17 protein-coding genes and 1 pseudogene are annotated in these 20,375 nt (G+C 69.6%); 7 read left to right on the top strand and 11 right to left on the bottom strand.

Going from position 1 to position 20,375, the window contains the following annotated elements; genetic code table 11:
* Window positions 1-9: 9 nt before the first annotated feature.
* The 6 genes from LRD69_RS21270 to LRD69_RS21295 form a co-directional block, all read right to left on the bottom strand.
* On the bottom strand, window positions 10-1,782 hold the full coding sequence (locus tag LRD69_RS21270) for an FAD-dependent monooxygenase (RefSeq protein ID WP_277328140.1): 1,773 nt from the start codon (window positions 1,780-1,782) through the stop codon (window positions 10-12).
* 17 nt (window positions 1,783-1,799) lie between these two features.
* Window positions 1,800-3,728: a maleylacetate reductase and hydroxyquinol 1,2-dioxygenase domain-containing protein gene (locus LRD69_RS21275; RefSeq protein WP_277328141.1), complete on the bottom strand. Its 1,929-nt coding sequence runs from the start codon at window positions 3,726-3,728 to the stop codon at window positions 1,800-1,802.
* Between the two features lie 649 nt (window positions 3,729-4,377).
* Window positions 4,378-5,163 carry an ABC transporter permease gene (locus LRD69_RS21280; protein ID WP_277328142.1) on the bottom strand — a complete coding sequence of 262 codons (786 nt, stop codon included), beginning with the start codon at window positions 5,161-5,163 and terminating at the stop codon, window positions 4,378-4,380.
* On the bottom strand, window positions 5,160-6,143 hold the full coding sequence (locus LRD69_RS21285) for an ATP-binding cassette domain-containing protein (RefSeq protein ID WP_277328143.1): 984 nt from the start codon (window positions 6,141-6,143) through the stop codon (window positions 5,160-5,162). Before LRD69_RS21285 ends, LRD69_RS21280 begins: the two co-directional genes overlap by 4 nt.
* A gap of 28 nt (window positions 6,144-6,171) precedes the next feature.
* The gene (locus LRD69_RS21290; RefSeq protein ID WP_277328144.1) at window positions 6,172-6,834 is read right to left on the bottom strand and encodes a DUF4097 family beta strand repeat-containing protein; all 663 of its coding nucleotides are present in this window, start codon (window positions 6,832-6,834) and stop codon (window positions 6,172-6,174) included.
* 773 nt (window positions 6,835-7,607) lie between these two features.
* Window positions 7,608-8,024: a DUF2000 domain-containing protein gene (locus LRD69_RS21295; RefSeq protein ID WP_277329822.1), complete on the bottom strand. Its 417-nt coding sequence runs from the start codon at window positions 8,022-8,024 to the stop codon at window positions 7,608-7,610.
* 133 nt (window positions 8,025-8,157) lie between these two features.
* On the opposite strand from LRD69_RS21295, the gene LRD69_RS21300 reads away from it, so the two are divergent.
* Window positions 8,158-8,952, top strand: coding sequence for an AraC family transcriptional regulator (locus tag LRD69_RS21300; RefSeq protein WP_277329823.1), 795 nt, complete (start codon window positions 8,158-8,160; stop codon window positions 8,950-8,952).
* A 7-nt stretch (window positions 8,953-8,959) separates the two neighbouring features.
* On the opposite strand, the gene LRD69_RS21305 is transcribed toward LRD69_RS21300, so the two are convergent.
* The 5 genes from LRD69_RS21305 to LRD69_RS21325 all read right to left on the bottom strand — a co-directional run bounded on the left by LRD69_RS21305 (window position 8,960) and on the right by LRD69_RS21325 (window position 14,170).
* The gene (locus LRD69_RS21305) at window positions 8,960-9,121 is read right to left on the bottom strand and encodes a hypothetical protein (RefSeq protein WP_277328145.1); all 162 of its coding nucleotides are present in this window, start codon (window positions 9,119-9,121) and stop codon (window positions 8,960-8,962) included.
* 77 nt (window positions 9,122-9,198) lie between these two features.
* A complete protein-coding gene (locus LRD69_RS21310) occupies window positions 9,199-9,933 on the bottom strand; it encodes a carbonic anhydrase (protein WP_277328146.1) in 735 nt (244 codons plus the stop codon).
* A 298-nt stretch (window positions 9,934-10,231) separates the two neighbouring features.
* Window positions 10,232-10,987, bottom strand: a complete 756-nt coding sequence (locus LRD69_RS21315) for a sulfite exporter TauE/SafE family protein (protein WP_277328147.1) — start codon at window positions 10,985-10,987, stop codon at window positions 10,232-10,234.
* A 322-nt stretch (window positions 10,988-11,309) separates the two neighbouring features.
* Window positions 11,310-12,425 carry a threonine synthase gene (locus LRD69_RS21320; RefSeq protein ID WP_277329824.1) on the bottom strand — a complete coding sequence of 372 codons (1,116 nt, stop codon included), beginning with the start codon at window positions 12,423-12,425 and terminating at the stop codon, window positions 11,310-11,312.
* 371 nt (window positions 12,426-12,796) lie between these two features.
* On the bottom strand, window positions 12,797-14,170 hold the full coding sequence (locus LRD69_RS21325) for a glycoside hydrolase family 18 protein (protein WP_277328148.1): 1,374 nt from the start codon (window positions 14,168-14,170) through the stop codon (window positions 12,797-12,799).
* Between the two features lie 293 nt (window positions 14,171-14,463).
* On the opposite strand from LRD69_RS21325, the gene LRD69_RS21330 reads away from it, so the two are divergent.
* From LRD69_RS21330 to LRD69_RS21355, 6 genes and pseudogenes are all read left to right on the top strand, one after another.
* Window positions 14,464-15,216 carry a GntR family transcriptional regulator gene (locus LRD69_RS21330; RefSeq protein ID WP_277328149.1) on the top strand — a complete coding sequence of 251 codons (753 nt, stop codon included), beginning with the start codon at window positions 14,464-14,466 and terminating at the stop codon, window positions 15,214-15,216.
* A 261-nt stretch (window positions 15,217-15,477) separates the two neighbouring features.
* Window positions 15,478-15,906, top strand: a pseudogene (locus tag LRD69_RS21335) (hypothetical protein); the annotation flags it as partial.
* 402 nt (window positions 15,907-16,308) lie between these two features.
* Complete coding sequence (locus tag LRD69_RS21340) at window positions 16,309-16,491, top strand: SPOR domain-containing protein (protein ID WP_277328150.1); 183 nt, start codon at window positions 16,309-16,311, stop codon at window positions 16,489-16,491.
* A gap of 31 nt (window positions 16,492-16,522) precedes the next feature.
* Window positions 16,523-17,017, top strand: coding sequence for a (deoxy)nucleoside triphosphate pyrophosphohydrolase (locus tag LRD69_RS21345; RefSeq protein ID WP_277328151.1), 495 nt, complete (start codon window positions 16,523-16,525; stop codon window positions 17,015-17,017).
* A 145-nt stretch (window positions 17,018-17,162) separates the two neighbouring features.
* Entirely contained in the window at window positions 17,163-17,591 is a 429-nt protein-coding gene (locus tag LRD69_RS21350) for an ATP-binding protein (protein ID WP_277328152.1), read from the top strand.
* 192 nt (window positions 17,592-17,783) lie between these two features.
* The gene (locus tag LRD69_RS21355) at window positions 17,784-20,345 is read left to right on the top strand and encodes a SpoIIE family protein phosphatase (protein ID WP_277329825.1); all 2,562 of its coding nucleotides are present in this window, start codon (window positions 17,784-17,786) and stop codon (window positions 20,343-20,345) included.
* The last annotated feature ends 30 nt before the right edge of the window (window positions 20,346-20,375 follow it).

Here is a 20,375-nt window from a genome sequence, read left to right on the forward strand (position 1 = left end):
CCGCTCTCCCTATCGTGCCAGCACCCGGCGGAGTGCGCCGAGGAGTTCGTCCCGCGCCGACTGTCCGGACTCGGGGGCGGTGGCGCGCCGCCAGGCGACATGACCGTCCGGGCGCACCAGCAGCACGCCGTCCTCGCCGATCTCCGAGACGCGGCTCCATTCGCCGTACGCGTCACGGGAGTTCTCGTCGCCGACGCGCACCACCCGCAGTGGCACACCGAGGGTCTCCTGGCACGCGCGTGCGGCCGTGTCCCAGGCGCCGCCCGACAGGCCGGTCAGTACGGTGAGGGCACCTTTACCGACGACGTCCAGTGTGGACACGCGCTCGCCCTGCGCGTCGACGAGCCATGCGTGCGGCAGCTTGGCGCCGGGCCGCGTCGTCGGCTGGTGCACCAACTCTCGGTCCTGCTCCCAGACTTCGACATCGCCGTCGTCGGGGAGTACCGCCGAGGAGACGTAGCGCTGGCCCATCTCGACGCCGTGCGCGTTGAACTCGTAGTTCTTGAGCTGGACCGCCTCTTCGAGGCGCCGCCTCTTCTTGGCGCCCTCGGGTGTGTGGGCCCTGAGCTGCGCGAGCCCCTCGGCGATGGCCGCCTCGTCGCTGCCGCCGCCGACGCCGAGCACCTCGAAGATCGGACCGAACTGGTCGCGGCTGAGGTTGGCCCGTTCGACGATCTGCCGTCCGACGGGGGCGCGTTCGACGGTGTAGCTGTTGAGCAGCTCGGGTCCGGCCTCGCCACGGATCACCATGGCGAGTTTCCAGGCGAGGTTGTAGGAGTCCTGGACGGAGGTGTTGGAGCCGAGCCCGTTGGACGGCGGGTGGCGGTGCACGGCGTCACCCGCGCAGAAGACCCTTCCAGACGAGTACTCCGCGGCATAGGCGTGGTTGACGGTCCACAGTGAGGTGGAGGTGATCTCCACGGGCAGGCCGGGGTCGCCGATGAGGTCGCGCACGATCTGCCGCGCCGTCTCCTCGTCCACCTCCGGCGGCGGCTGCTCTATGTCGTAGCCCCAGACCAGCAGCCATTCGTTCCACGGGCGGACCATGCGGACCAGGCCCATGCCGATGCCGCCGGTATCCGCGCCGGGCTGCAGCACCCAGTACAGGACGCTCGGCCGGTGGGCGCAGTACTGGGTGAGGTCGGCCTTGAAGACGATGTTCATGCTGCCGGCCTTGGCCATGCGGCCGTCGAAGGGGAGGCCGAGCTGCTCGGCGACCGCGCTGCGCCCGCCGTCCGCGCCGATCAGGTAGCGGGCCCGCACGGTGAACTCGTCGCCGCGGATCCGGTCGCGCAGCAGGGCGGTGACACCGTCGTCGTCCTGGGTGAAGCTGAGGAACTCGGTGTCGAAGCGGACCTTGGCACCGCGGGCCGCCGCGTTGTTCACCAGGATCGGTTCCAGGTAGGTCTGCGGCAGGTCGATCATCTCGCAGGGGCTCTTCGAGCCGTACTCGGTGGCCGTCGCGGGCCCCGTGCCCCAGCTGCGGATACGCCCGATCTCGTCCCCGGTGAGCGCAGTGCACAGCACCGTGTCCCCCATGAGGTGGGACGGACTGCCGAACGTCAGCGCCTCGGACTCGACGCCGAGGTCGCGCAGGACCTCCATGGTCCGCTGGTTGGTGATGTGCGCACGCGGGGTGTTGGCCAGCCAGCCGTACTTCGTCACCAGCAGGGTGCGGACGCCGTAGGTGGCCAGTGCCAGGGCGGCCGAGCCGCCGGCGGGGCCGCTGCCTACGACGAGAACGTCGGTGTCGTACGTGTCGTGCGCGTCGGTGGTTGCCATGGGTGGGCGCTCCTCGGTCATCCGGCCTGGGGGGCGAGACGGAAGGTGTAGTCGAGACGGCACCACTCCCCGTCGACCGGGCGGCCGTCGGGGGCGGGGCCGGCCTGCGGCGCGAAGTCGACGATCAGCTCGTCCTTGACGCCGAAGACCGTGTCGCTGTCCAGGTAGGCACCGCCTGACACGAACAGCTGGGTGACGAGCCTGCGGTGGCCGGGCGCGTCGAACATGAAGTGGAGGTGGGACGCGCGGTAGGGATGGCGCCCGACCGCGGCGAGCATCTGCCCGACCGGTCCGTCCTCCGGGATCGGGTAGTCCGAAGGCAGGATGGACCAGAAGGTGATCCGTCCCTCGGCGTCGGTGCGTAGCCTGGCACGGAGCACCGGCCCGTCCAGATCGGGGAGTTGGACGTCGTAGAAGCCGTCCTCGTTGGACTGCCACACGTCCACGACCGCGTCCTTGACCGGCGAGCCGTCGGTGTCCGTGACCAGCACGTCCACCCAGAGCGGGGTGCCGGGCAGCCCTCCGGAGATGTCGCTGCCGTGAGCGGCCTCGGGCGGGCCCTCCACATAGAAGGGGCCGAGCACTGCGGACGGAGTGGTGTCGGGAGTACGGGAGTTGGTGAGCAGGTCCACCACGCTGGAGACGCCGAGGGTGTCCGACAGCAGTACGAACTCCTGACGGTTCAGGCTGCAGATCTGCCCGGTGCGGGTGAGGAAGTCGATGGCGTACTGCCATTCGGCGTCGGTGACGTCGTTGGTGGCGACGAAGGTGTGCAGGTGCCGGACGAGGTCGCTCAGCAGGGTGCGGACACGGGGGCTGGGTGCCTGCCCGAAGCTCGCCACGACCTGTTCTGTGAGCCGGGCCAGCTTGGCCTCCGTGGTGGGGGGACCCTCGGGGCGGCGTCCCTGCCAGGCACCGGTCAGCATTTCCGCGATGCCCTCGGTGGTCAGCTCACGTGGGTTGGGGTATGGCGTCGAGGTGGCCAGTTCGGCCGCGCGGGCGAGGCCCGTCTCAGGCATGCCGAGGTCGCGCAGCGAGGTGGGACCGCCCAGGGAGACGATCAGGTCGTACACGCCACTGGGGGCGTCGGGCACGCCCAGGGCGTCGGCGATGCGGCGCATCACATCGGGCACCGTGGGCGCGTTGTAGGCCATGGCGTGCGGGAGGACGACGGTGTGCGTCTCGGCGTGCGGCAGGTCGAAGCTGCCGCCGAGGGTGTGGCACAGCTTGTGGTGCAGGCCCATACCGACCGTGGCGAGGCAGGTTCCGGCAAGCCATGCCGCCTGGAGCAGGTCCGCACGCGCCTCCCGGTCGGCCGGGTCGGCTGCCAGGCGGGGCAGCGCCCGTCCGATGCGGGCGATCGCGTCGAGGGCCTGCTGGTCGGTGACCGGGTTGGCTTCTGCGGAGTACAGGGCCTCGACGGCGTGCGCGAGCGCGTTGACGCCGCTCGTGACGGTCAAGGACAGCGGCAGGGTGAGGGTGAAGTCGACGTCGTAGACGACGGTTTCGGGCAGGATCGCGGGCGACGACCGGGTCACCTTGCGCCCGTGCCGGGTCTCGCCGAGTACAGGGGTCACCTCGGAGCCCGCGTACGTGGTCGGCAGGATGATCTGCGGGAGGTCTGTGCGCAGGGCCAGTGCCTTCGACAGGCCCGTCGTCGAGCCGCCACCGACCGCCACGATGCCGTCGGCATTGGCTTTTGTGAGCACGTCGAGGGCTCGCTCGGTCACCTCCACTGGTGTGTGCATGGCCGCGCCGTCGAACTCGTCCACCACGAGGCCGCCGAGCGCCTCACGGACCCGCGACGAGGCCGCCGCCAGGGACTGGCTGGACAGCAGCAGCACCCGGGAGCAGCCGAGCCGCTCGACCTCCGCACGGAGGCGCTCGGCTACGCCGGTACCGAACACCACCCGCGAGGGATGTGATGTGTAGACGAACGTCCCCATTGAGTTCTGCCTCCGTCTGTCATCCGGATACGTCGGTTGCTTGGCCACCGAGTATGCGAACGGTGTCCGCGAGAACTCCTGCACGATCCGCGCGTCTGTCTGCACGAAACGCGCATGCGCGCCGCGGAAGCGGTCGGGCCGCGCCACATACGTGGGACGGCGCGCCGGAGCTTGCACAGCGGTGTCGCCGGCGGTCGCTGTCCGGCTCGTTCCGCGACAGTGCGCCTCATAAGGGGCCGATTCCGTAGCGGGTCGGCCCCTGGCTTTTCCGGTGCCGGGATGGCGCTGGGATGGCCCCCGGCCGCTGTACGGCCCTGATCCGTATGCGCATTCCTGGGCGCTGAGGACCCTCGGAACCGCGGTGACTGCGCACGCGTGGGCGGGCGGCCGGAGCCAGTGGGGCCGGTAGGGGAGCTGCGGCGCCGGGTGCGCAGTACTGGCTCGGGCGGACGCCCCTTCCGTGGTGCGGTTGCTCGTGCCGGCCGAACGGTGCTGCGTGTCAAGGGTGTTCCGCGCCGGGCGATGCCGGGGCAGGCGAGCCCGGCAGATGACTGAGGACGCCGGTGGGGCGGCGTACGCCGACGGGTGTCGGTGTGCGCCGCCCCTTGGGTGGGACGAGGTGCGGGGGTGGCCCGCTTGTTCATGGCGGTTACTTCGGGTCGCGGTTGAACGATGCTGCCGACCAGCGGTAGCCGAGCGCGGCCAGGGCGATGGACCAGGCGAGGGCGAGCCATCCGTTGTGGCCGATCTCGGTGCCGAGCAGCAGTCCGCGCAGGGTTTCGATGGCGGGGGTGAACGGCTGGTATTCGGCGATCGGCTGGAACCAGCCGGGCATTGCGTCGATCGGGGTGAACGCGCTGGAGATGAGGGGCAGGAGGATCAGGGGCATGGCGCTGTTGCTGGCGGCCTCGGCGTTCGGGCTGGCCATGCCCATGCCGACGGCGATCCAGGTGAGCGCGGTGGCGAAGAGCGTGAGCAGTGCGAATGCCGCGAGCCATTCCACGAGGGTGGCGTCGGTGGAGCGGAAGCCGATGGCGACGGCGACGGCGCCGACGAGGACGACGCTGGCGATCGATTGCAGGACGCTGCCGACGACGTGTCCGATGAGCACGGAGCCGCGGTGGATGGCCATGGTGCGGAAGCGGGCGATGATGCCTTCGGACATGTCGGTGGAGACGGACACGGCGGCGCCGATGACGGTGGAGCCGATGGTCATCAGCAAGATGCCCGGGACGATGTAGGCGATGTACGCGGAGCGGCCGGAGCCGCCGATGCCGGCGCTCATGGTGTTGCCGAAGATGTAGACGAAGAGCAGCAGCAGCATGACCGGGGTGAGCAGCAGGTTCAGGGTCAGGGACGGGTAGCGCCGGGCGTGCAGGAGGTTGCGGCGCAGCATCGTGGAGGAGTCGCGCACGGCGAGGGTCAGGGTGCTCATCGGACGTTCTCCTTGGGCTGGTTGGGCTGGTTGGGCTGGTTGGGTTGGTTGGGGACGGTGGTCGGGCCGGTCAGGGCGAAGAACACGTCGTCGAGGTCGGGGGTGTGCACGGTCAGCTCGTCGGCCTCGATGCCGGCCGAGTCGAGCCGGTCGAGGATGGAGCGCAGGTCGCGCTGGCTGCCGTCGCTGAGGATCTGCAGGGCGAGGGCTTCGTCGTCCCGGGTCACCTGACCCAGCGTGGAGGCGGCGCTCTGGTACGTGGTCGGGTCGGTGAAGCGGAGCCGGACGTGTCCGCCGGGGATGAGCCGCTTGAGTTCCTCGGCGGTGCCCTCGGCGGCGATCTTGCCGTCGTTGAGCAGCGCGATGCGGTCGGCGAGTTCGTCGGCCTCGTCCAGGTACTGGGTGGTCAGGAAGACGGTGACGCCGCCCGTGACGAGTTCGCGGATGATGCCCCACATGGTGTGGCGGGCGCGCGGGTCGAGTCCGGTGGTCGGTTCGTCGAGGAAGATGATCCGGGGGTTGCCGACCAGGGTCATGGCAATGTCGAGGCGGCGCTTCATGCCGCCGGAGTAGGTGGAGGCGGGCTTCTTCGCCGCCTCCGCCAGGTCGAAGCGCTCCAGCAGTTCGGCGGCTGTGCGCCGTCCCTCGTGCTTGGGCAGGTGGTGCAGGTCCGCCATGAGGAGCATGTTCTCCTCGCCGGTGATCAGCCCGTCGACGGCGGAGAACTGGCCGGTGACACCGATCGCGGCCCGCACGGCCTGCGGGTCGGCGGCCAGGTCGTGGCCCGCGACCTGGGCCTGGCCGCCGTCGGCGCAGATCAGGGTGGACAGGATCTTCACGGCGGTGGTCTTGCCGGCACCGTTCGGGCCGAGCAACGCGAACACCGTCCCGGCCGGCACGGCCAGATCGATGCCGTCGAGCACGGTCTTGTCGCCGTACGACTTACGCAGCCCATTCGCCGCGATGGCCAAGCTGGTCATGAGAGGTGCTCCTTCTGGAAGCTGCGGGTCACAGGCTGCGGGCGGTGATGTCGCCCTGGGAGGTGGTCGCGTGGATGCTCAGACCGGCGGGGCCATCGTTCTTGAGGTCGTTGCTGATGCGGCCGTAGGTAGTACCGGCGTCCAGGGACGCCGAGACTCCGGCGGCGGCGGTGACGGAGATGTCTCCGGACTCGGTGCGCAGAGTGACCGTGCCGTGCACGGCCTCGGCGATCCGGATGTCACCCCTCGCGGTGCTGATCTCCGCGGGACCGTTGAGCCGGCCGACTTCGACGTCGCCGTCGACCGCGGTGAGGCGGATGCTCGCGGCCTCGTCGATCTTGATCTGGTGGTACGCGCCGTCGAAGGCGACGTCGCCGAGCCGTCCGACGGCCCGGAACTCGGCACTGGCTGCCTTCGCCTCGACGCGGGAACCGGCGGGCAGTTGGACGGTCACCTCGACGGATCCGGAGGGGCCGAGGTACTGGTTCTTCGCCGGGACCTCGATCCGCAGGACGCCGTCGCCGTATGCGACCGTGGTCTGCTCCGCCGTCTTCACGTCGCGGCTCTTCGAGGCGTTCGCGGGCCGGACCTCGACCGCGGTGTCGGCCCGGTCGGCGGCGATGATCTGGATGCGCCCCGCGGGGATGTCGAGGACGGCGGAGATCGGGGCGGGGCTGTCGAACTTCTGCATCACGCGCTCCTTTGTCTGCAGCGCGCCTCCATCGGCCCGCCGTTTCTGATGATGGAAAAGCTACGTTGCATTCAAGGATCTGGCAACAAAGTAGTTGCGAACTATTGCAGTCATTGCAGGTGAAAGGCGTGAAATTGTTGCAATGGTTTGCCGTCTAATGCAACACGTCTTATCTCGTTCATTGCAATGAATTGGCGGTGAACGCTATGCCATGGATGCCGTGGATGCCGCGGACGCCGCGGACCGCGATCGAGGCCGCGACGCCGGGAGGTGGGCTCACCCGACAGGGCAGCGTTTCCGCAGACGGGGGTTCCACGTCAGGCGTTCCGCCTTGATGTCTGACGATCCATCAAGGAAGTGCCCGGCCCGATGGTCGGCGGGTCGGGCACGGGTGTCCGGCCGCGTGGAGTCCTCGCCCCGCGAGGCGCGGCGGCGTCGGCTCCGGCCCGATTGGCACGACTGCGATCGGCGTGTCGGACTTTGACGAACTCTCTGTTCTCTCAGAACCGTGTTGCTGCAAGTGGGAGTGGCGTGACCAGCATCCGGTCACGTGGACGAGGTGCTCCGGCCGGAGACCGCATCCGAGTCGGGCCGGTCGGCCTTGCCGCCGGCTGACCTCAAAATGCCCGCCTTCCTGGTGGAGCCGTACGGTCCCACCGGCGAGGCGTCCTGTCGCCGCCTCCGCCCGGTTGTGGGCTTGCGATGACCACCTGCGGCCGCCGACCGGGAGGTCGACGGCCGCAGGCAAAGTCTTTGTGGAAAGGCCGCGTTGCTCACGGGTGCATGCGCGCGCCCTTGAGCACCTTGTCCACCGCGTTGCGCGGCCCGTACACGGCGATCCCCACCAGATCGAGCTGGTCCTTGCCCACGGCTCGTACCGCCGCCCGGTTGTCCCGGTCATTGCCTGTGGCGAACAGATCCGAGGTGAACACGGCACGGGGGAGCGAGCGGGACAGCGCACGACGGTGTGCGGCGGTCAGTGTCTCCTTCGTTCCCTCGAAGACCAGTACGGGCTGGCGGAACATCGGCAGGTACGGGGTGCCGTCGGCGTCCATGTACGGCTCGCCGATCACCTCGGGTGACACCGTGCCGAGCCCGCTGATCAGGAAGGCGGTCACGTTCAGCCGCTGCCAGTACTCAAGGTCGTCGCGCAGCAGAACGGCGATCTTGGTGTCGAAGCGGACAGGCATGGCCTCGTTCCCTGCACCGGTCCCGGGCCCGACCTCGGTTCCGGCGCCGGCGCCGGTCTCGGATTCGTTCGTGATTCTCATGCCGTGAGACTGCCGGGTGCACGGCTTCCCGGTCTTGTACGTTCTTTGCGTGATGCCGAGGCAGGAGATCTCAGCCTGGCGCCCACCGGTCGCGGGTGTCGTGGAGGTGTTCCACGCCCACTTCACCGAGCACGCGTACCCCATGCACGTCCACGACGCCTGGACGTTGCTCATCGTCGACGACGGCGCGGTCCGCTACGACCTGGACCGCCACGAGCACGGCACTCCGAAGGACACGGTGAGCCTGCTTCCGCCGCAGGTCCCGCACAACGGCTCACCTGCCACCCCCCACGGTTTCCGCAAGCGCGTGCTCTACCTCGACATGACGCAGCTGGACGAGCGTTTCATCGGGCCGGCGGTGGACGGTCCGGACCTCACCGACCCTCTCCTGCGCAGACGCGTCGGACAGCTGCACACGGTCCTCGCGAACCGGGGCGAGGAGCTGGAGGCGGAGAGCCGCCTGGCCCTCATCGGCGAGCGACTGCGCATGCACTTGCGCCCCAGCGCGACCATCGGCAGCGCAGCACCCGGCCGCAGCGTCGCCCGGAGCCTGCGCGACCTCCTCGACGAACGACTGATCGCCGGTGTCACCCTGGACGAGGCCGCGCGTACGCTCCACGCCCACCCCGCTCATCTCGTGCGTGCCTTCAGCGGCGCCTTCGGTATCGCTCCGCACCAGTACGTGGTGTCCCGCCGCGTCGACCTGGCCCGCCGTCTCCTGCTCGACGGACAGCCGCCGGGCGAGGTGGCGGCCGCCGCAGGATTCCACGACCAGTCCCACCTCACCCGGCACTTCAAGCGGATCATCGGCACCACCCCGGGCCTGTACGCCAGGGCCGTCGATTGAGCGTGGGTCATTCCGCTTCAATGCCCGGCGCCGGCCACGGCTCCCGGTAGGCGCTCTGGTGATGACGCAGGTCGATCGAGGCGGTCCAGTTCCCCCCGGGCAGCAGCCAGCCGCCGGCGCTGTCCTCCACGGCGGCGGTCGAGGACGGCCCGTCCGCCCGCGTGGCCACGGCCGACGTCGGTGGCTTGTCGAACGTGGTGTCGACCTCGACCTGGGGGACGACGCGCGTACATCTCGTCCGACCGGTCAGGAAGGGGCGCCGGCCAGGACTTCCACCTTGCCGGTGTCGAGCGAGTAGTACGCGCCGACCACGGCAAGGGCGCCCTTTCGCACGAGTGGGGCCAGGTCCTGGTTGGAGCGCAGATCTGCGGCCGTCAGCTCGACCTGGGCGCGGGCCATGGTCTCGACCGGGTCGGTGCCGCCTTCCTTGAACGCCCGGTCGTACGCCGGCTGCAGAGCCGTGGTGAGCGCCTGCAGGTTTCCCGTCAGCGGTTTGCCGTCGCGGATGGACTTGTACGCCGCCGCAACCGCGCCGCACCGCTGATGCCCGAGGACCACGATGAGCGGAGTGCCACTCGTCAGAGGCCCGTACTCCACGGAACCCGTGACCACCGGGCCGACGGCCTCCCCGCCGGTGCGCATCACGTAGAGGTCACCCAGCCCGGTGTCGAAGAGGAGTTCGGGTGGCACCCGGGAATCGATGCACGAGAGGACCGATCCGAAGGGTTCCTGCTCCTGGGCCACGAGCTGGCGCCGGGTCGGATCCCGGTCCGGATGGTGCAGGTCTCCGCTCACCCAGCGCTTGTTGCCGTCCATCAGTCTCGTGAACGCCGCGGCGGGCGTGGTCGGCCGCGCCTCCGGTGAAGTGTTGGTCACCAATGGGGTGGCGCTCGTCGACGAGCACCCCGCGACCGCGACCGTGGCGACCGCGAGTCCGCCGGCGAGCAGGGCTCTGCGATCCGAATGCGCCGTTCTGTCCATCGGTCGTTCCCCTCGGTGTGCTGAGGTCAGTCCGTACGTCTTGACCGGGGCGATTGTTCAGCGCGGCACGGCGACCCGACGGCAGGCGCAAGCGGATGCGCGCCGGTTTGCCACTGACGGCCCACGGGACCGGCGCGCTCGGGCGGCTGGTCGAGTGCCTGATGAACGAGACGGGACCGATGGGCGCGACTGCGGCGGAGTGGAACCGCCGGATCAGGTGGTCGACGGACGCCTCGGGTGCGGCCCCGCTGGGGCGGGAACCCCGGTCCCTCCGGCACCCGGCGCGCGCCGGAGGGGGTCACAAGGCGATCATGAGCACCGACGCCGTGACACCGACGACGACGATGATGGTGCGGAGCGCGACGGGCGGGAGTCTGCGGCCCACCCTGGCGCCGAGCAGTCCGCCGAGTGTCGAGCCCACGGCGATGACCGCCGCAGCGGTCCAGTCGACCTTGGCGACGGCGATGAAGACCACGGCGGCCGCACCGTTCACAAGGGTGGCGAGAACATTCTTGGCCGCGTTCAGCCGCTGCAGATCGTCCCGCAGGAAACTGCCGAACAGCCCCATGAGCAGCACGCCTTGGGCGGCGCCGAAGTAGCCGCCGTACACCCCTGTCAACAGCACGCCGCACCACACCGGCACCCCACCGTCCTTGCCGCCGCGCCCCTCGCGCTTCTTCAGCCACGCGTTGAGGAGAGGCTGAAGCAGGACGAGTGCACAGGAGGCCAGGATGAGTACCGGCACCACCGCGTCGAACGCCCCGGCGGGAAGCCGGAGCAGCAGCAGCGCGCCGGTCAGTCCGCCGATGAGTGAGCCGATACCGAACTTGACCAACCGCCGCCGCTGGCCGCGCAGTTCGCGCCGATAGCCGTAGGCGGCGCTGAACACGCCGGGTACGAGCCCGACGTTGTTGGACACATTGGCGAGCACCGGGGGATAGCCGAAGGCGACCAGCGTGGGAAAGGTGATGAGGGTGCCCGATCCCACCACGGCATTCATCGTTCCTGCGGCGATGCTCGCGGCCCCGATGGCCGCGACTTCGATGGCGTCCACCGGGTCACCTTCCGGAGATCGGTTCTTCGGCGGCAGGGTCGCCGGGCGTGTGCCGGTCGAGTGGCGGACCGCAGATCCGCCTCGGCTCGCTGACCGGTGCCGCATCGGTCGCTGCTGAAGGGGTCGCAGGGACCATGGGCGCGTCGAAGCGGTCCAACTCGGGTTCCTTCCCTCGCGAGGGTTGAGTGACACTGCGCCCGTCGTTCGAACCGGTACCGCAGATATGTGAAGTGCCGAGGAGAGCGTCGGCAAATCCGAGATCGCCGATTGCGGACCGGTCCGGCAGGTCCGACCGGGCCGCCGTACGGGGCATGCCCTGGTGTCAGTCCGCCAGGCCCGTTTTGAGGCCCGCGCCGCACAGCGGGACGACCACGCTGCGGTCCACCCAGTCGCCGACCGCCGCCCAGCAGGCGACGCCGGTCGTCTCGACGTAGAGGCCGCGGGCCGCCAGGTCCAGCTGCGCCTCACGGATCCGAGACTCCGTCACCGTGAGGAAAGTGCCGCCGGACTCCCGTACCGCAGCCAGGATCTGGCGTGCCCGCGGCGGTCGGGGGATGGCGATGCCTTCGGCGAGGGTGGGGGTGGCGGCTCCGTCGGTACCGGGATCGTCGAGCAGGCCGTCCGCCCCGGCGCGGAACGCGGCGGCCAGCGGCGACACGGCCTCGGCCTGTACGGCGATCAGCGCAGGCCGTTCGTCGATCAGGCCCTGGGCATGGAGTTCCGTGATCGCCAGCGCCGCACCGAGGAGCAGTGTGCCGTTGCCGACCGGTACGGCGATGGCGTCGGGGAGGCGGCCGCCGAGCTCTTCCCACATCTCGTAGACGTAGGTCTTCGTGCCGTGCAGAAAGTACGGGTTGAAGACGTGCGAGGCATAGAAGGTGCCGGGAGCGTCGGCGGCGGTCCGGGCGGCGAGCGCGGTGGCCTCGCGGCCGCCGGGGACGATCTCCAGGCGGGCGCCGTGGGCCCGGATCTGCTCGGTCTTCTTCGGGGAGGTGCCTTCGGGGACGTACACCGTGCAGGGCAGCCCGGCCCGCGCGCAGTACGCGGCGACGGCCGTACCCGCGTTGCCGCTGCTGTCCGCGACGACGCGTCCGGGGGAGAGGCGGCGGGCCAGTTCGGCGAGCATCACGGCCCCGCGGTCCTTGAAGGACAGCGTCGGCATCAGGAAGTCGAGCTTGGCGGAGACCGTGCCGGTGAGCGGTACGAGCGGTGTGCGGCCCTCGCCGAGGCTGGTGGCGGGCGACGAGAGGGGCAGCGCCTCTTCGTAACGCCACAGTGAATTGACGCGGGTGGTCAGGGAGTTGAGCGACAGTGGTCCGACGGGTTCGTAGTCGAGGTCCCACGGTCCGCGGCAGACCGGGCAGCACCAGGTCAGGGTGGTGGTGTCGGCGCGGGTACCGTCCTGGGGGCAGAGGTAGGTGACCATGCCCGCGAGCATGTCAGACGTCCGGCGGGCGAACGGCGAAGGCCCGGCACTGCTCATGGCCTCTCATGAGGGCTGGACACGCACGTCGCGGGCACGGTGGCCGACTCCTCGTACGCTTCGCCCAGAGGGCCGGGGCCGTCACCGTCCGCATCCTCGCCAACTGCGGCTCCGGCGCGACCGCGCAGGTCGTCGCGGGCATCGACCGGATGGCGGCACACGCTGCGGGTCGGCGACAACGCTGCGGTGGACACCGGGAGGGGCAACTCCTGGCGCCCGCCGTTCTGATGGCGTGCCCGTCAGCCCTCCGTGAGGTGGTGAACCGGACGAACGCGTGAGGGCGACCGCATCGGCGGCCGCCCCCACATCGTGCTGTTCGTGTGTCGCTAGCGCTGACCGAGGCCCTGGTCGACCGCGGTCATCAGCTCGCCGTCGTCCGTGTCCCCGTCCAGTGACCAGAACATCGCGCCGCCGAGACCGTGCTGACGGATGTACGCCGTCTTGGTGCGCAGCACCTGCGGGTCGTCGTATGTCCACAGGGTCGTGCCGTCGAACAGCCACGCGTGGCCGTTCCTGACGTCCCGGTGGATCGTGTAAGCCCCTGATTCGGCCAGCTTCTTGAGGGCCTTGTAGTCCTCGTAACCCGCGGCCCACGTGGCGGGGGCGGGGGCCGCGGCCGGCTGGCCGAGCCCGTCGCCGCCACCCGTCACCCCGGTCCAGCCCTGACCGTAGAACGGCATGCCCATCACCAGCTTGCGGGCAGGGGCGCCGCGCTCGATCCACTCCCGGACGGTCTGGTCGACGCTGAAGTCGCCCTTCGCGTACAGCGCGGACTGCTGCGCGGTGGTCGCCTCGCCGGAGACGTGGAAGTCGTAACCCTGAAGGTTCACGAAGTCGAAGTCCCGCATGATGCGGCGGACGTCGAAGCCTGCGTCGATCTTGGCCGGGGCGGTGGGGACGAACGCCGAGAGCTCGTAGTGCTTGGGCTTGGCGCCGTGCCCGTGTCCCTTCGCGGTCTTGGCGGTGCTCTTCGCGTAGGCGTCGAGCTGAGTGCGGAACTCGTGCGCCAGTGCCGTGAAGTTCCGTTTGTCCTCGGGGCGGTAGACCGTGTCCGTGTCACCCGCGGAGCCGGGCCACTCCCAGTCGATGTCCACGCCGTCGAAGAGGCCGGCCGCCGCGCCCTCGCCGCCACGCGTCCCGTCCACCGGCAGGTTGCCCTTGATGTACAGGTCGATGCAGGAGGAGACGAACGCCTTGCGGGAGGCGGCGGTGCGGGCCGCGTCCGAGAAGTGGGTGGACCAGCTCCAGCCGCCCAGGGAGATCAGCACCTTCAGGCCGGGGTGCTTGGCCTTCAGCTCGCGCAACTGGTTGAAATTGCCCGCGAGTGGCTGGGTGTCGGTGTCCGCGACGCCGTCCACGGATCCTGCGGCGTCCAGCGGACGGACATAGTCCGCCCAGGCGTCGGCCTCGCCGGGCACATTGCCGGTGAAGCACTTGCCGTCGGCGCTGACATTGCCGAAGGCGTAGTTGATGTGGGTGAGCTTGGCCGCGGCGCCGCTCGTGTCCAGGTCCTTGACCTGGAAGTCCCGTCCGTAGACGCCCCATTGGGTGAAGTAACCGACACGCTTGTAGGTGGCGGAGGACGCGGAGGCGTGGGAGCCGGAGTGGGAGGTGGACGCGGTGGCGGCGGGAGCCATTCCGGCCGCCAGCGAGAGGGCGCAAGCGGCAATGGCCAGTCTGGACAGGGTTCTTCGACGCATGGGGCCCGTTCCTGTGGAGTGCGCTGGGAGGTGCGAGAGCCGTGCTGTGTGGTGAGGAAACTATTGGTCTGGACCAAATGGGGTCAAGAGGGCTGCGGTGATGGAAGGCAATCTCGAGGCTCTGAGGCGCCGGGCGAGGCTGAGGGTTATCGGGATTTCTGCGCCGGTCCGGGCAGGGATATGCGCAGGGCAGGGCCGGATCATCACTTCGGGTGAAACTCTGGCCTGTGCTTGCGGTCCACAACCGACGGTTGCCAGGCTGTTGCAGACGGTCAACCTGTTGGGAGTGCCCTGTGACATTCGGTGAGCAGCCCGCCTATCTGCGCGTTGCGAGCGATCTCAGAGAGAAGATCGTCAATGGTTCGCTGCCGCCGCACACGCGGCTGCCGTCGCAGGCCCGTATCCGCGAGGAGTACGGGGTCTCGGACACCGTCGCGCTGGAGGCGCGCAAGGTGCTGATGGCGGAGGGTCTGGTCGAGGGGCGCTCGGGTTCGGGTACGTACGTGCGAGAGCGCCCGGTGCCGCGCCGGATCGCACGCTCCGGCTACCGGTCGGACGCCGGAGCGAGCCCGTTCCGCCAGGAACAGACGGCGGAAGGCGTACGAGGGACGTGGGAGTCGCGCAGCGAACAGGAAGAGGCGAGTCCGGAGATCGCCGAACGCCTCGGTGTGGAACCGGGTGACCGGGTGATGCGTACGAGATACATCTTTCGGGAGGCAGGGGAGCCGATGATGCTCTCCACCTCTTGGGAGCCCCTCGCCATCACGGGGCGCACGCCGGTGATGCTCCCGGAGGAGGGCCCGTTGGGCGGCTGCGGGGTGGTCGAGCGGATGGCCGCGATCGATCTCGTCGTGGACAACGTGGTCGAACAGGTCGGCGCGCGCCCGGGGCTGGCGGAGGAGCTCCTGGCGCTCGGTGGCGTGCCGGGCCATGTGGTGATGGTGATCGGGCGCACGTACTACGCATCGGGGCGGCCGGTCGAGACGGCGGACGTGGTGGTGCCCGCCGACCGCTACCGGATCGCCTACCACCTTCCTGTCAGATGATCAGGCGCCGGCGTTCGGTGCCGAATGCCGAATGCTGGCTGTGCCGAATGCTGGCTGTGCCGGGTGCCGGGTGCCGGGTGCCGGGTGCCGGATGTCGGACGGGCGTCCGCGCGTGCCGGGCCAGGCGTTTCGGGTCTCGGGACGCGGATTTCCTGTCGGGTGACCGATACTCGGACGGCCTGTCCGGCGTCCGGGATGACGGGTTGACGTCTGCTCAGGTCCCGTAACTTTGCGCTGGAACCCATCGCGCCGCAGACCGAGACCAATGCCTACAGCGGCTCGCTGTCCTGGTCGAACTTCTTCTCGCGGATCACTCGCAGACACCCGGGCCGAGTCTGGTATATCTTCCTCAACCTCGCCATCGCGCTGACGCTGATGAAGATGAACCTGTTCGCGGCCCTCAGTGAGCTGCTGGGCTTCTGCTCGAACGTGGGGATCGCCTGGATCGCGGCCGTCGCCGGCGACCTGGTGATCAACGAGCGGATCGGGCTGAGTCTGCGGTACATCGGGTTCAACATCACCGCCACCCGTACCTGCTTGGTCTGCGACACCTCCTGCGAACCTCCGGACATCGCCGACTGCCCCGTCCGGTCGGGGGTGATCTGCTCGCTGTGCTGCTCGCCGGACGCGGAGTGCGGGGACGTCTGCCGCAAGGAACCGGCTGACGGACCGGTTCCCGTGCCGATGCCCGACCGTACGGGCCGCCGGCCCGACAGGAAGCCCAAGGGCTGTCCCGTCATCCTGGCGGGCGCACGACGACAGCTGCGGCATCTCGCTGCGTTGTCGGAACGCTGAGTACGCCCCGCATGAGGACGCTCCTCCGTCTTGCGATGCACCACATACGACACCGCGCGCTGATTCGCCAGGGGTCACGGGACAGCCCTTGGCCAGGGTCTTTCGTTCTGGGTATAGGGCGCATCGCGAGCGATGCGCCCCTTCGTGATGGCCGGATCGGTATCTCTTTGTGTAATTACGTACTCGTTCCGTGAAGGTCAGGCGTACGCTCGGGCATATGCGTACTGCGGTTTCCTGGGGATCTTTAGAGTCGCGCACGCCGTTCAGGGGAGGGGTGCCATGCTCGGGAGGGACACGATGAGCGACGGTGGGGCCGTGCTCCCTTGGCTGGTGATAAGGCAGGACGACAACGGCAATCGTTACCGCGTCGGCAGGTATGCCACACAGGACGAGGCGCAGAAGATCGCCGACAAACTCGACGGCCGAGGCCACAAGCAGCTCTATTGGGTGGAGCGCATGGGGCAGAGCGCGCGCCCCTGACCGCGGTCTCCGGGGAGTTACGCTCCGGCGTATGAACGATCGCGTGGTGGTGGCCGGAGCCGTCTACGACCAAGGACGCCTGCTGGCCGCGCGGCGCAGCGCTCCGCCCGAGCTGGCCGGTCGCTGGGAGCTGCCCGGTGGAAAGCTGGAGCCGGGGGAGACCGGCGAGCAGGCGCTCGTACGTGAACTCCGCGAGGAGCTGGGTGTCGAGGTGGAGCCCCTGGAGCGCATCCCGGGCGAGTGGCCGCTGACGCCCGGCTACGTGCTCCAGGTGTGGACCGCGCGGCTGGTCTCCGGCGTGCCCGCCCCGCTCGAGGACCACGACGAACTGCGATGGCTCGGACCGGGCCAGAGTGGCACGGTCAACTGGCTGGACCAGGACCTTGCTGCCGTGGCCGAGGCCATGCGCCGCCTCCCGGACGGGGCCGTCCCGGACGAAACCGCCCATGGCGGGACCGCCCCGGACGGAGTCTTCCGCGACGGGACCGCACCGAGCGGCGGTCTGCCGGACGGCGCACACCGCTGAATGCGCGCCCCATGCGGTGTGCGCGGCGCCGTACTTTGCACCCGTACGCCCCACGTGTCGATCTCGGCGATACTCTGCCCCAAATATCGGGTATGTGCTGATTAGCCCCCATAAACAGGACATTCCCTGCTGCTGGTCTTGGGAAGTGATCGGCGTGATCGATACCGAAGGCGACTGCGCCGAGTGGACCTTTCCGGCTCTGCCTGGCGCCGTGCGCTCCGCTCGGCACGCGGTCCATGAGGCGCTGCGCGGCTGGGGGCTCGACACGGCCGTCGGTGACATGACCGTTCTGCTGGTCAGTGAGCTGGTGACCAATTCCATGCGGTACACCTCGGGCCCCATCGGCGTACGACTGGTGCGCCCCCATCCCGATGGCGAGACCCCGGACGCCCGCCCCGGACTCCTTGTGGAAGTCTCCGATCCGCTTCCGGATCCGCCCACCGAACGCGCTGCGGGACCTGACGACGAAGGGGGCCGGGGACTGCAGCTGGTGGCTTGTTCTGCTCGCCGCTGGGGGACGCGGCGTGGAAAGAGTGGCAAGACGGTGTGGTTCGAGCTGGCCCTCCCCGGTTAGGAGTGGGGGTGGGACGCACAGCGATCACCAAGGGTCGGACAGTCTGGCCGAAAGGGACTGAGACCTTGCTGTGATCGTGAACGCCGTGTCGGTAAGCGCCGTAGTGCTGAATACTGCGGGCAGGACCGGTCCGGTGGGTGAGCTGGAGGGGACGGTCGCGTGAGCGAAATACCTGGGACAGCGGGCACTGTCGTGTGGCAGAGCAGCCCGCCTGGCTCGATCTATGACTACATCAGGGTCGCCTCTTTCTCGATCGGCCCCGACGGTCTGATCGAGCAGTGGAGCCGCCGGGCCACCGGTCTCTTCGGCATTGCCGCAGACGAAGCGGTGGGCAAGGATCCGGTCGAGGCCTTCATGCCCGCCGAGCTGCGCTCGGACGGCCATCGCCGGGTCGGCGAGATACTCGACGGCAAGGAGTGGACGGGCCTCGTCCCCTTCCGGATGCCGGGCGCGGAGGCCGTCCACGGGGTCGCCGAGCTGTATGTGATGCCCAGCGAGACGGGGAGCGGGGAACGGGCCGCGGTCTGTATCGTCGTGGACGTCCGCGCGTTGCGGCGCATCGAGACGGACCTGGCGGCATCGCAGGCCATTTTCGGCCAATCTCCCTTCGGTTTCGTGTTGTTCGGTACGGACTTCACGGTCGTACGCGCCAACCAGCGCTTCGCCACCGTCTTCGGCGGCCTGGCCGACGACCACCGCGGCCGCACGGTCGACGACTACCTCGCCCGCCCCGAGGCCGAGCGGCTCACCGCGACCCTCAAGCGGGTACTGGAGACCGGAGAGTCCGTCACCGATCTCCAGCTGGTCGGCACGACTCCCCGCCATGCGGAGAGCCGCCACTGGTCGATGAACCTCTACCGCGTACACAGCGGAGCGGGCCGCCCCATCGGCATCGCCGGACTGGCCACCGACGTAACCCGCCGTCATATCGCCGCCCGCGAGGCCGCCAGCGCCCGCCGCAACCTGGCCCTGCTCAACGAGGCCAGCGCCCGTATCGGCAACTCGCTGGACCTGGAGACCACTGCCCGCGAACTCCTCGACGTCGCCGTTCCCGGCTTCTGCGACCTTGCCTCCGTCGACCTCTACCAGGGGCTCCTCACCGGCGACGAGGCACCGCCCGGCAGCTGGGGCTCGCCTCGTCAGGAGCCCGTCGGTGGCTCCGCCGAACTTCGCCGCGTCGCCTTCGCCAGTGCTGTGTCGGACGCCCTGCCGTCGACCGTTCCCGACGCCGCCGCGACCGGCGGCGACACCGGCCCGCCCGCACTCGGCGCCGTACACCGCTACCCCTTCAACTCCCCTTGCGCCATCGCCCTGCGCACCGGTCATGTCGAGGTCGTCCCCGGAGACGAGCGTGGCTTCGTTCAGTCGACCCTCGCCGTGCCGATGGTCGCCCACGACACCGTCGTCGGCCTCGTCCGGTTCTCCCGCACGAAGGGCAGCGAGCCCTTCGGCGAACGTGACCGGGCCCTTGCGACCGAACTCGCCGCCCGCGCCGCGGTCTGTATCGACAACGCCCGTCTCTACCGGCGCGAGCACGAGCGTGCGCTGATCCTCCAGCGCAGCTTGCTGCCACCCGGCGACCCCGAGGCCGCAGGCCTCGACATCGCCTGCCGCTATCTGCCCGGTAACGCGGCCACCGAGGTGGGCGGTGACTGGTTCGACGTGATCGAACTCCCGGGGCACCGCACCGCCCTGGTCGTCGGCGATGTCATGGGCCGCGGACTGCGGGCCGCCGTCGCCATGGGCGAACTGCGGACCGCCGTAAGGACTCTGGCCCTGCTCGATCTGGAACCCGCAGAAGTGCTCTCAGCGCTCGACGAGGTCGCCCGTGGCCTGGGCACGCCCGGTGGCGGCACCGCTTCCGACGGCTTCGGCGGCGGCGCCCAGTGGCCTTCCCGGGCCTCCCACAAATCCCGCGACGCGGACCCCTCCGAGATCTACCTGGCGACGTGTGTCTACGCCGTCTACGACTCGGTCACCCGGCGGTGCACCTTCGCCAACGCCGGTCACCTCCCCCCTGTCGTGGTCGAGCCGGGCGAACCGGCCCTGCTGCTCGACGTCCCGCCCGGAATGCCGCTCGGCGTCGGCGGCGAACCTTTCGAGGAAGTCGAGGTCGAGCTGAAGGAGGGCGCCCTCCTCGCCCTCTACACCGACGGTCTCGTCGAGTCCCGTGACCACCCGCTCGACGAAGGGCTGCAGGCCCTGCGCGACGCCCTCGTCGAACCCGCCCTCCCGCTCGAGGACGTCTGCGACCACGTCCTGACCACCCTCGACACCCGGCACGGTGAGGACGACATTGCCCTGCTGATGGCCCGCATCCAGGGACTCCCGGCCGACGCGGTGGGCGACTGGCGGCTGCCGCGCGAACCCCGTTCCGTCGGCCGCGCCCGGGAGCTGGCCCGCGGCCGGCTGATCGCCTGGGACCTGGGTGATCTGGTGGACACCACCGAACTGCTCGTGAGCGAGCTGGTCACCAACGCCCTGCGGTACGGCGAGGGTGAGATCAGACTCAGGCTGCTGCGCGACCGCACACTCGTGTGTGAGGTATGGGACGCGGGTCTCGTCCAGCCACGGCGACGCCGGGCGCGTGACACCGACGAAGGCGGGCGGGGGCTGCAGTTGGTCGGTCTGCTGAGTGCGGCCTGGGGTTCGCGGCGGACACCGCGCGGCAAGACCGTCTGGTTCGAACTCCCGCTGCCCGACGGGCAGCCGGCTGCCGAGCGCACGGTCGAGGAGCTGCTGAGCATGTTCTGAGAACCGGACGCGCTGAGGGGGCGGTGAGCG

It is taken from the genome of Streptomyces sp. JH14, from assembly GCF_029428675.1.
Taxonomy (GTDB): Bacteria; Actinomycetota; Actinomycetes; order Streptomycetales; family Streptomycetaceae; genus Streptomyces.

Excerpts from the sequence above, each read along its gene's own strand:
- LRD69_RS21325 (WP_277328148.1), bottom strand. The coding sequence starts at position 14,170 with ATGCGTCGAAGAACCCTGTCCAGACTGGCCATTGCCGCTTGCGCCCTC.
- LRD69_RS21275 (WP_277328141.1), bottom strand. The coding sequence starts at position 3,728 with ATGGGGACGTTCGTCTACACATCACATCCCTCGCGGGTGGTGTTCGGT.
- LRD69_RS21285 (WP_277328143.1), bottom strand. The coding sequence starts at position 6,143 with ATGACCAGCTTGGCCATCGCGGCGAATGGGCTGCGTAAGTCGTACGGC.
- LRD69_RS21345 (WP_277328151.1), top strand. The coding sequence starts at position 16,523 with ATGAACGATCGCGTGGTGGTGGCCGGAGCCGTCTACGACCAAGGACGC.
- LRD69_RS21270 (WP_277328140.1), bottom strand. The coding sequence starts at position 1,782 with ATGGCAACCACCGACGCGCACGACACGTACGACACCGACGTTCTCGTC.
- LRD69_RS21310 (WP_277328146.1), bottom strand. The coding sequence starts at position 9,933 with ATGGACAGAACGGCGCATTCGGATCGCAGAGCCCTGCTCGCCGGCGGA.
- LRD69_RS21290 (WP_277328144.1), bottom strand. The coding sequence starts at position 6,834 with ATGCAGAAGTTCGACAGCCCCGCCCCGATCTCCGCCGTCCTCGACATC.
- LRD69_RS21340 (WP_277328150.1), top strand. The coding sequence starts at position 16,309 with ATGAGCGACGGTGGGGCCGTGCTCCCTTGGCTGGTGATAAGGCAGGAC.
- LRD69_RS21300 (WP_277329823.1), top strand. The coding sequence starts at position 8,158 with ATGCCGAGGCAGGAGATCTCAGCCTGGCGCCCACCGGTCGCGGGTGTC.
- LRD69_RS21295 (WP_277329822.1), bottom strand. The coding sequence starts at position 8,024 with ATGCCTGTCCGCTTCGACACCAAGATCGCCGTTCTGCTGCGCGACGAC.
- LRD69_RS21320 (WP_277329824.1), bottom strand. The coding sequence starts at position 12,425 with ATGCTCGCGGGCATGGTCACCTACCTCTGCCCCCAGGACGGTACCCGC.
- LRD69_RS21280 (WP_277328142.1), bottom strand. The coding sequence starts at position 5,163 with ATGAGCACCCTGACCCTCGCCGTGCGCGACTCCTCCACGATGCTGCGC.